Source organism: Novipirellula herctigrandis (assembly GCA_007859835.1).
Taxonomy (GTDB): Bacteria; Planctomycetota; Planctomycetia; order Pirellulales; family Pirellulaceae; genus Novipirellula_A; species Novipirellula_A herctigrandis.
The window spans coordinates 3,865,362-3,876,702 of record SJPJ01000001.1 but is presented as its reverse complement, the minus strand read 5'-3'; the positions used below and the strand labels follow the sequence as shown (position 1 = coordinate 3,876,702).

Annotated in this window: 5 protein-coding genes; 4 read left to right on the top strand and 1 reads right to left on the bottom strand. The window is 52.7% G+C overall.

Translation table 11 applies throughout. The features are described 5' to 3' along the window. Positions 1 to 15 precede the first annotated feature (15 nt). Together CA13_RS35160 and CA13_RS14165 are read left to right on the top strand one after the other, a co-directional pair. Positions 16 to 174 carry a hypothetical protein gene (locus CA13_RS35160; RefSeq protein WP_419194346.1) on the top strand — a complete coding sequence of 53 codons (159 nt, stop codon included), beginning with the start codon at positions 16 to 18 and terminating at the stop codon, positions 172 to 174. Between the two features lie 40 nt (positions 175 to 214). Then, positions 215 to 3,106: an FG-GAP-like repeat-containing protein gene (locus CA13_RS14165; RefSeq protein WP_419194345.1), complete on the top strand. Its 2,892-nt coding sequence runs from the start codon at positions 215 to 217 to the stop codon at positions 3,104 to 3,106. On the opposite strand, the gene CA13_RS14160 is transcribed toward CA13_RS14165, so the two are convergent. Beyond that, positions 3,049 to 6,015, bottom strand: coding sequence for a CRTAC1 family protein (locus CA13_RS14160; RefSeq protein WP_419194344.1), 2,967 nt, complete (start codon positions 6,013 to 6,015; stop codon positions 3,049 to 3,051). The genes CA13_RS14165 and CA13_RS14160 overlap by 58 nt on opposite strands. 708 nt (positions 6,016 to 6,723) lie before the next feature. Between CA13_RS14160 and CA13_RS14155 the strand changes: the two genes are divergently transcribed. Next, positions 6,724 to 9,795 (top strand): FG-GAP-like repeat-containing protein, encoded by a 3,072-nt coding sequence (locus CA13_RS14155; protein WP_419194343.1) that lies wholly within the window; start codon positions 6,724 to 6,726, stop codon positions 9,793 to 9,795. A 112-nt stretch (positions 9,796 to 9,907) separates the two neighbouring features. Next, positions 9,908 to 11,077: a DUF1559 domain-containing protein gene (locus CA13_RS14150; protein WP_146397653.1), complete on the top strand. Its 1,170-nt coding sequence runs from the start codon at positions 9,908 to 9,910 to the stop codon at positions 11,075 to 11,077. The last annotated feature ends 264 nt before the right edge of the window (positions 11,078 to 11,341 follow it).

Here is an 11,341-nt window from a genome sequence, read left to right as displayed (position 1 = left end):
TAGGAATTGCCTGCCGTGGAACTCGGTAGCTCGGAACTCGGTAGCTCGGAACTCGGTAGCTCGGAAATCGGTAGCTCGGAAATCGGTAGCTCGGAAATCGGTAGCTCGGTATTGCTGCGCGGTGCTTCCGCGTTTGATGCTCCTTTGTTTTCTGGGTTTGCAATCGGGTTGTGATCGTGGTTCCGTTGAACCGATGGGCGACGAAGCGATTTTGATGAAGTTGGCTGCCGCCGCTGAGAAGAATCGGCAGGGAAATTTCGCGGCAAGTCTTCAGTTAGCGGAAGAAGTCTTGAAGGCGGCTCCGCAAGACCGCGAAGCGTTGGCGATTTGTTTGGATGCAAATCTCTCGCTCGGCCAAAGCCGCGTTGCGGCGGATTGTGCGAGGAAGCTTGCCGAGATCGATCCCGAGAATGCGGCGACGCTGCTCGTGCGCGCTTTCGATTGGCATCTCAAAGCAGGTTTTCCCGAGGCTGCTGAAACGGATCTTCGTCAGTGGATTGACTTGAAACCGGATAACCCGTCGCCCTATCGAATGCTGGCCCAACTACAGAGTGCTCAGGGGCGTCGCTTCGAAGCGAGTGAGCAAATGCTTGAGGCGATGCGTCGCGGCCCAATCAGTCGGCATGAACTGCTAAGTCTTATTGATCGGTCTGGCCCCTATCCGTTGGTCTCTTACGAAGGTGTTGTCGACATGTCGACTTTGTCCTTGTTCAACCTTGGTGAAGCGAGGACATTGTACATTGCGTCGGCCGCAGAAGTGGATGATGTATTGCCAATGGTAAGGCAAGTTCGGGCAGCGTTTCCCAATAACGCTGCCGCAGCTGCATTCGAGGGACGGTTGTTGGCCGAAGATGCACGGATGGATTCGTTTTCGAATTGGTTTGCAAGTTTGCCGTCTGGCATCGACGGTCATCCCGAATACTGGAACGCACTTGGCCGGTTTTTATCGTTAAAAGAAATGCACGAACAGGCGGTTCGCTGTTATGGCGAAGCGATTCGACTCGATCCGACCGATCGATCGTCGCTGCGACAGATGGTCCAATCGCTCGATGCCTTAAAACGCGAAAAACAAGCTGTTGCATTGCGTGATCGCTTGAAAGACTTGGATCAAATATTTCGGATCGCAAAAAATGCGGATTCCGAACAAGCTCGATGGATTGCAGAGCGGATGCAATCGATGATGCGGATGTGGGAATCGACTTCCTGGTCCGAGCTCGCCCGACTTGGCGATGCAGCGGAATTTGGTAGTCACAGTGATGCGCTTTCACTCCATCGCGAGCAGATCCGCGAATGGGAAAATTCGTCAACGATAGCCAAGATCGAAGAGCATCGACTCGGAAAATTGCTTGGATTCCAAATCGATACGTATCCTCTTCCTGCCATGGGCTCGCTCGCAACGCTTGATCCTGCGACCATTGCAAAGTTGGAATCCGAACCGGGAGAGTCCTCGTTGCGATTGGTCGATATCGCTTCGGAAGTGGGTATCGATCGCCGATTTCAGAATGATTTTCCTCTGCATGGTGAATTAGTTTCGCCATCGGATGTCAACGGTGGTGGCATCGCTGTATTGGACTTCGATCTCGATGGCTGGTGCGATCTCTATTTTGCTCAATCGGGTGGCAAACCAGTGATCCGCGACGGATCGGCGCCCAATGAACTATTTCGTCATCTTCGTTCAACATTCGCCAAGGAAAAACCAGCCGTTGCCGGAGGCCGTTTTGTCGACGTTACCGTTTCTTCGGGGACCGGTGATCGTGGGTTTGGGCAAGGCGTTTGTTCGGGCGACATCAACCAAGATGGCTTCCCCGATTTGATCGTTGGTAACTTTGGCCCCAACGTGATCTATCTCAATCAAGGCGATGGAACCTTTGTCGATGTCAGTGACCGTGTGTTTGACCGAGTAGACCGTTGGACATCGAGCGTCGCAGTTGCCGATCTTGACGGCGACCATTTACCCGAGATCATCGACGTCAACTATATCGATGATCCGCGAGTGCTTGAAGTGGAATGCGTCGGGGGCGATTTGCGTTGTCAACCGCAACAATTTACTGCGGCAACGGATCGAATCTATCAGAACCAAGGAAATGGGGAGTTCCGGGTTTGGTCCGGTGCGAACCGACTTTCCGAAACTCGCGGGCGTGGATTTGCAACGGTGATTGCCAATTTTGACCGCCAACATGGTAACGATGTTTTTGTTAGTAACGACATTGGTCAAAACCACTTTTGGTCGAGCATGCCCGATCGAAAATCGGACTCGGAAAACCAATCGCGGTTCCAAGTGGTTGAATCGGCCGCCATTCGGGGTTGCGGCATCGGTCCGACCGGCGACACCCAAGGATGCATGGGAGTGGCATCGGGCGATTTTGATCGCAATGGCATGTTAGATCTTCATGTGACCAATTTTCACCATGAAAGTGTGAATCTGTTTTTGCAGAACCGGCTAGGCTATTTTTCGGACGAGGCTTTAAGGTTTGGGTTGTCGAGGCCGTCCTACACGACCCTCGGCTTCGGCACCCAGGGAGTCGATTTAGACAATGATGGTTGGGTCGATTTGGCGGTTTTGAACGGACACGTTTTCGACGAACGGGGTAGCGACGTCCCCTTTCGCATGCCGCCCCAAATTTTCCGTGGCAGTCCGACCGGGATGACTTTGACGGCTGCCACGGATGTTGGACCATTTTTTCAAACACCGACGCTTGGTAGGACGCTGGCGATGCTCGACTGGAATCGAGATGGCAAAGTGGATCTCTTCGCCAACCACTTGGATGCGCCAGTGGCTTTGCTGCAAAATGAATCGGCCGAAGGTCATTGGGTCCAATTCGAATTGATCGGAACGACGAGCGAGCGAGATGCGATCGGAGCCGAGGTCGTTGTTCAGGCAGGCGATGTCAGCCTAACAGGTTGGCAAATTGGTGGTGACGGATACATGTGTACCAACGAGCCGATCGTTCATTTTGGGCTCGGCACAGTCAGCGCGATTGATGATGTCACGATTCATTGGCCTAGCGGCCAAGAAACATCGTTTGGTTCGATTGAAATGAATCGCCGTTATCGCGTGATCGAAGGAAGCTTGAATGATTCGCCGGAACCTTCAACAAGCAAATAAGATTCACTCGATTGCAGCTTCCCAAAGTGTTCTTCGGTTCCCGATGGCCATTGAACGACCACGTCGGCTGATTCGCCCAAGGTTCCTGTTCCGATCGTGATTTGTCGTTCATTGGTACACATATACCCGTCGCCGGCGGTCAATTGAGCGGCGAAGTTGCGATCGCCTAAATTGGCTTTGACGACCGCACCGATCGCATCGCGTTGGGTGGTTGTTGCTTTGAGTTCGATATGGATCGACTTGCCTGCGTCAGGAGTATCGTTGACTAACAAGGCAACCGGATCAAAGAGGTGCGTGATGGCGACATCGGTTCGTCCATCACGATCGGCGTCGAGCAGTGCCACGGCGCGTCCCAAGTGTTTTCCTTGGAAGTACTCACCAAGTTGCGCCGGTTCGGATTCTACCCACCGTCCACTTGGTTGTCTTTGCAGCAATTGTGGCGGCATGCGGAACGCGATCTCAGGATCGTCAACGATGTCAACATGACCGTTGGCGACAATCAAATCCAATGATCCATTGTTGTCAAAATCGCTCCATTGGGTCCCAAAGCCAAGTAGCTTCATCGAGGTTTGGGAAACGCCAACTTGATACGAACGATCGGCCCAAATTCCTGGAGCGACTTGCTCGTAAAAGGTGTTATGGTCTTTCGCAAAGTGGGTTAGGAAAAAATCGAGATCGCCATCGCCATCAGCATCACCACTTGCCATTCCCATCGATGCTTGGGATATCGAACGCGCGTCAAACCCGAGTCCGCGAACCGAACCGAGATCCGTCATGTGAAAATTCATCGCTTCTTTGCCTGACAATGGATCCCCCGACCACAAGTGATTGACCGACATGTCATTGGCGACGTAAGCATCGAGCCCTGGTCGCTCGTCAAGATTCCCCACGATGATTCCGAGTGCGCGGCCGGGCGTCGTTTGTTCGATCCATCGATTGCTTACGTCCTCAAACGTACCGTCACCACGACCTCGCCAAATTCGGTCCGCTTGGGCTTCGAAATTTAGCGGCGTGCATGTGACCGTCCGCTGATTGTCCTTGTCGCGACATTCGTATTCATAGGGTTTCGTGCCTGCGGCGTAGGCAACGGCCATTAAATCGGCGTATCCATCGCCATCGATATCTGCGATCGCCGACGATGTACTCCAATCATTGTCGGCTAAGCCCACGACGTTGGACACATCGGTGAACGTGCCATCGCCGTTGTTACGGTACAGACGATTGGATCCGATGTTCATATCCAATAAATCGGGGAAACCGTCGTCGTTGTAATCGCCTACCGATATCCCCTGGGAAAATCCGTTATCAAGGTATCCCGCTTCGGCGCCGACATTGGTAAACATTCCGTTATGGTTGCGGAACAGATGATTCGGCGAGGAATCTGTCTTTAGCGGTTGCCCATTGAGCATCGCGCATGACAAATCTGGGAATCCATCGAGGTCAAAATCAATCACCCCTACGCCACCCGCAACCGTCTGGTAGATCCAGTGGCCTTCGCTTTCGGCGCTGGGAGCTACCGCAGTGGTGTGAATCCAACCTCGCTCGGCTGCTTGTTCAGCAAACCGTATCTGGCCGATCGCTTTGTCATCGGCAAGTTTCGTAGTGGCATTGCCCGATCCCCATACCACCTCAGGCAATTCGCTCAGGTCAATTTTTGACGCGATATTGGAGCCTGGATTTTTCCATGGCGTTTCGACTGTTAGCTTCGCTCGAATCGCCATGTAACGTTGCTTCAAATCGCGAATCGGATCCTTGGGTAAAGTTGTCGACAAACGAGCCCAGCCTTCGGCTTCCCAAACACGTCCAAGGTCAAGCATCGCCTCACCGACTCGCATTGCGGCTTGCTGAGATTCGCTTTTGCGTTCGATATGCGTCTTAAGCGAATCTCGCATTTTGCTGTGTTTACGGATTTGATCGGCGACTTTTTGGGCATCCTCTTCACGTCCGAGTCGGTTCAAGCTAAGCAGCAGTGGCAGTAGCGTATCCGGGTAAGTCACATCGTCGATCTGAAGCGATTTCCAAAATGCGCGAGCGGCTTGGTTGTCATCACCGCGAGCTTGGGCCGCATGGCCCGCAACGATCCAGTATTCCGGATGCACCGACGCACCCGGGGGCAGCGCCAGGTGCCACTTTGCGATTTCGTCGAACCGGTTGGTCTCAACCAAGGAGACTCCCAGAAGCAAATGGGCGGGCAAGAAATCGGGATGCTTCTCGATGACACGCGCTAGTCGCTCGATCGCTTCTTCCCACTGCAGTTTGGATACATCAAGTACGGCTAGGCTGTATTGAAGCCGAATATCGCCTGGGTTTCGCTCAAGATACCGCTCGCACATATCGCCATCGGGCATCACCCGACCGGGTTCCGCGAGTACGACCAACTGTTCCGCATCCCCTTGGTTGTGTTGGTTAAGCCATTGCAGATCCTCGATAGTCATACGAGGCAACCCGATCATTGCCGCCAAGCCAATCAAATCAAATCTTGCTTGCACGTGCGTTGGGTACTGATCGATTGTTTGGCGAAGGGCATCGAGCGTTTCAAAGGGAAACGCAGCCCGCATCAGCGATTCCACCCATTTGTCCAGTAGTGTCACAGTCGGCTTGTCAGAGTTTTCAACGGCGGTCTCGTACCAATTGATCGCGGCGGCATTCTCTTGCATTTGAACGGCGATGTCGCCGGATAGTTCGAGTGCTGCAACATCATCGGGCATTTCGACTAGTCGTCCACGTACGGATGCTTTGGCAGAGTCCAAATCATTACGTTGGAACGCCTCGACCGCCATCGTCATTCGATCCACAGGTGTTGCGGACAATGCGGCGGAGTCGTTGGTGGTAGCCGTAGCCATTTGCGAGTGGCTTTCCAAATCGGCATCTCGCAACGATTCAGCATCTCGCACCGGGGAGTTACTCACAAGTCCGTTTTCACTTGAGTCGCAACCAACTTGCAGGATCCAAAGACAACACCATCCGATGGACAACAGTCGTGCCGCCCCCAATGTCCGTCGCTTTCGCAGACGCAATGTTGATTCCGATCTTAACTTTTGCCTTTTCATGACGGGGTGATAGCTGGGGTTATTTGATAATCGGATGGATCGTGTAACTAACATTGTTAACATATTCAAAAGACTTGACGGCCATCCGTCGTTCGCTCAGACTTTAGAAAACTTCACGGAAGTCTTACCGTGAATTCTAAACTCTGGTTCGGTTCATCGCACAGACTCGTTGAATGTCTTCGTTAGAGACGAAGTGTAAACGGTACCGATTCGAGTTCCTCCTTTTCAATATTCCCTTTCGTTCTAACCATTTTGGAGTTCCCATGCGTCATTTGTTACTTTGCTTCGCCTGTATTTCTTGCCTAAGTTTTTTCTCAGGATGCGGTGACACGAACCAACCTGCCGAGTTTGAGCCTGTGGCAGCGCAAACCGAAGAAGAAAAGCAAGAATCGGCGGATTATTCGGAAATGATGAACAATCAAAAGAGACCCGGCCAAAAGTAGTCGCATGATGAGATCGGGGCACGCGATTGTAGCTGCAATTCTCTGGTTCAACCTATTGGGTTGTCGGAATTCGAGTGCTCCTATCGCAAATCGACCTTCCGACGAAGAACAGGCTTCCCCTGCCGTGGCGGATTTGCCGGCTTCAGCGTCTGCGGCAGGTTCACAACGAACCGATTCGCAAGTTGCCCCGCAAATTACAGAGCAAATTTCAGAGCAAATTAGTCTCGCGAGCGAATTCTTTCGGCGTCGCGAGTATGAGGCGGCCCAGCAAGTGCTTCGCCCTTTGCTAGTCGCTCACTCCGATCACTTTCAAGCGATTTTCTTGCTTGCTCGATGCCAAGCCGAGCTAGGCCAGCTTGATTCGGCGATTGAAACGCTTGCTCAAATTCCATTCGATTCACCACAAGTCAAGTTCGCCGTACTTGGGCAATCCGCTGATTGGTTTATCCAATTAGAACGTTACGACGAGGCGCTTGACCGACTGCGTCAGATCGTCCATGCCAACCAAGATATCGCGATTGCCCATCGTCGTTTGGCACATATCTTGGACCATTTGGGCCGTCGATATGAAGCCGCACCGCACCTGCGATCTTTGGTTCGGCTAGGAGTCGCAACCGAAGATGAACTCGATGCGTTGGGCATGCTTAGCGAGCCTCATTTGCATCCTACCCTGGTTGATCACCCCGATGAAATGGTGGAAATACCACTAAACGCACTTTCGCTTGCCAAGCGAGCGTGGACTTGGGGGAACCATCGAGAATCGGAAGTTACGATGGAGCAGCTGGTCGTCGAGATGCCCGATTCCGTCGCGACGGTGGCATTTGCGATGCGCGTGTTTTCCCAATTGCACGGGCAGCAGCCGTTACTGGATCTGCTTAGTCTCCTTCCGAATGGTATCGAAGACTCTCCTGATTACTGGTACGCATTAGCCCATTTTTATCAAGATCGCGGCGAACACTCCGTCGCCATTCGTTGTTTTCTAGAAACGGTCTATCGCGACCAAACCGATCGTTATGCATATCTCGGACTAGCCCGTTCTCTCGAATTGAACGGGCAAGAAGCAGTCGCCGAAGGTGCCTTCAAACGCTACCGGACCCTAGATCATTTGGCTTTTTTGATGACCGAATTGAATCGGTCGGCCGAGATTTATCAGGGGATTGCGTCGACGCTCCGACAACTCAACCGTGACTGCGAAGCACTCGCTTGGGAACGAATCGCAGCGAAAGATGCGTCAAATGCTCCGGAATCACTCTGTGAATCACGCCCTACAAGCGATCTTGAAGCGACCGCTCTATGCGGCCTATCGCGTTCCGATTGGCCACTTCCCGATGCGCTGCTTGCTGGTTCGTCCAAGGCGATCACGTTGCAGCCATTCGTCGATTCCGACGCCGCCTCAAACACTGCGATCGCGCTGCATGATGTCGCAAAATCAACTGGATTGAACTTTCAATATCGTCCTGGCCCGACCAATGACATCGAATCGTTGGCGATGCACGAAACCAACGGTGGCGGAATCGCAGCGGTGGATTTTGACCTCGATGGTTGGCCGGATCTTGCGTTTGCCCAATCCGGTGGCGTGCCACCAGGGGCCGATGGAAAAACGTCAGTCGCTTCCCAGCCAAACGCGTTGTTTCGAAACCTGGAGGGCAAGACTTGGGTCGACGTTGCCGCACTCGCAAGTTGTGATGATCGTGGTTACGGCCAGGGGATGACAACGGCTGATTTGAACCAAGATGGTTTTCCGGAAATCCTGGTTGCTAACTTTGGGACAAACGCCATCTTTTTCAATAATGGCGACGGCACTTTTACTCGGAGTGATTTGATCATTGAACCAGCCGAGCTTTCCGAGGATGACCGAAGCAGCGATCGGCTTGAAAATTCGCTCCCAGAAAATGCACAGTGGACCACATCGATCGCGTGTGGGGATCTAAACGGCGATCATTTGCCAGATTTAGTCGAAGTGAATTACATCAACGACCTTCGTATGGTCGAGACACTTTGCAGTGGCACTACCGAGCGGCCCCAGTGCAATCCTCAGCAGTATCGTGCCGCAGAAGATCGGTTTCTGCAATTGACCGAAGATGGAACGTGGAAGCGATTGGAGCTCAAAAACAAGCCGCACACCAACGGCTATGGGTTCGCAGCGATGATTTCCAATTTCGACGAACGTGCAGGCAACGACGTTTTTATCACCAACGACACCAACCTAAACCACTATTGGCTTAGCGAGCGATCTCAACCACCTCTTCCGGCGAATCAGAGAGCAGTGCATCGTGCCTTGGGGGAAACGCCCAAATTGCCCGCGGAGCACGTCGCATCAGCCCCATTCCAACTGGCCGAGCGTGCCGAGTTGTACGGCTGTGCCTATGGTGTCCAAGGAATGGCGCAGAGCTGTATGGGGGTCACAGCAGGTGATTTTGATCGCAATGGACGACTCGATCTGCATGTCACCAACTACACCGACGAGTCATCGGATTTGTTTTTGCAGGGCGATTCCGGCGTATTTGCAAACCGTGCGGTCGCATCCGGGCTCGACCAAGAAACCCGTCGCGTTCTCGGATGGGGGACACAAGCAGTCGATCTCGACTGCGATGGATGGCTTGATCTTGTGATCCTCAATGGACACCTCTACAACCATACCGCGGATGGGGCTGGCTACCGAATGGCGCCCCACTGTTTTCGTGGTGGTCGAGGCCCTTTCGAACTTGTTTTGCCTGATCAACTTGGAGACGACTATTGGTCCAAGCGGACACTTGGGCGTGCCCTTGCTACGCTTGATTGGAATTGCGATGGCAAAACGGATTTGGTTGCAGGACACCTCGATGCACCCACGGCATTGCTTGAAAATCAATCAACGACTGGAAACTGGATCCGAATCACGCTTGCTGGGACGATTAGTGAGCGTGATGCAGTTGGGGCGAAGGTGATTGCTAACGTTTCGAAAGGAAAAAGGGGGCAACAACAAGCATTCTCGTCTATTGCGACCTACCAAATCGGCGGTAATGGTTATCTATCTAAAAACGAAAATTCTCTCACGATCGGGTTGGGGGCGAACGCCTCTCTGGTATCGCTGGAAATTCATTGGCCTAGCGGCACGATCTCTCGTTTTTCCGAGGTAGACGTAAATGGTTCTTATCTGGCTGTAGAGCAAGGCACTAGGAGAAAGGCAGACAATATATTTCAATTGACTCGCTAGCCTGCGTTTTTTTTGAAATCGTTGTTGAATCGCGCACTTCGGTCCCCTACAGTTTGAGGCATGCGACAATTTGTCCATTCTCCTTTTTCCTTCTCTTTAGCGAGTATTCAACATGAGAACTTCTTCAGTTCGACCGCGTGGTTTCACGCTTGTCGAGTTGCTGGTGGTGATTGCAATCATCGGCGTTTTGGTTGGCCTATTGTTGCCAGCGGTTCAAGCGGCACGTGAAGCAGCGCGTCGGATGCAATGCAGTAATAATGTAAAACAGCTCGGTCTTGGCCTTCATAACTATCATGCGACTTATGGCAAGTTAATGATGCAAATGGGGGGGACGTATGACGTCGGGCGTGGCGATGATTGGGACAACCGGCTCAGTTTGAGTTATCTCGTCGGAATGTTGCCGTTCATTGAGCAACAAGCTCTGTGGGAAAAGATTTCGAATCCGTTGGGTGTTGACCGAGGTGGTAATCCTCGAACCCCACCATATCCTGCGATGGGACCTCAGCCTTGGCGAGATGACTACCAACCTTGGATCACGCAAGTTCCAACTTACCGTTGCCCGAGCGACCCGGCGACCAAGGTTCCGACCAGAACGGGGATGACGAACTACGTTGCGTGCGTGGGCGATGCATTCTACGAACAACATCATGGTGGTGTTTGGCAAAATGGCGACCCGAGTACCGATGGTAATTGGGGTGACACTGCAGGCAGCCGTTGGGCTCGAGGCGTATTCCGTGCTCGTCACTTCACCCGTTTCCGCGATATCGCTGATGGATTGTCCAACACGATTGCAATCGGCGAAGTTAATATTGACCAGCAGAAACGAGAAATTACAACGTCGCCTCTTTACGATGGCAGTGCGGAATCTCGCCCTGCGAATTACTGGGACACACCCACGAACATTGATCCACTGCGACCGCAGTTTTGGACGCAAACCGCCAGTCTCGATTCGGACTACAACCATGGTCGTGGTCGACGTTGGGCGATGGGCGGTCCTCAATGGACCACCTTCACGACGATTCGCCCGCCCAATGGGTACAACGTAATTGTGGAACACAACAGCCGTGGTATTTTTAGTGCGTCGAGTCGTCACCAAGGCGGGGTACACGTTTTGATGGCCGACGGTGCGGTGAAGTTCATTACCGAATCGGTTGACGCTGGTGATCAGTCTGTCATCCCGTTTGGTCGTGATAACCAGCAGCCAGGAGCCGCCAGCCCGTTTGGTGTTTGGGGGGCAATGGGGACCAAGGATGCTCAAGAAACGGTCAGCTACGATTTCTAGCCGTTTTTCTGTCGCATAAAAGAAATTCGTGAACGGGAGCCTCCGAAAGAGGCTCCCGTTTTTCGTTGGCCCGTTTTTCGTTGGCCCGTTTTTCGTTGGCCCCTTTTTCCCGCGGCACGTTTTTCCCGTGGCACGCGTGTGGGTTCTTGGTGATTCTGCGATAATGCACACCTTGATTGAGTGAAATCACACGGCGAGTCGATCGGCGACTCGTAAAACTTGGCTTCTCGGAGAGATGCCGATACGTGTTTGGCCACAAGGCTT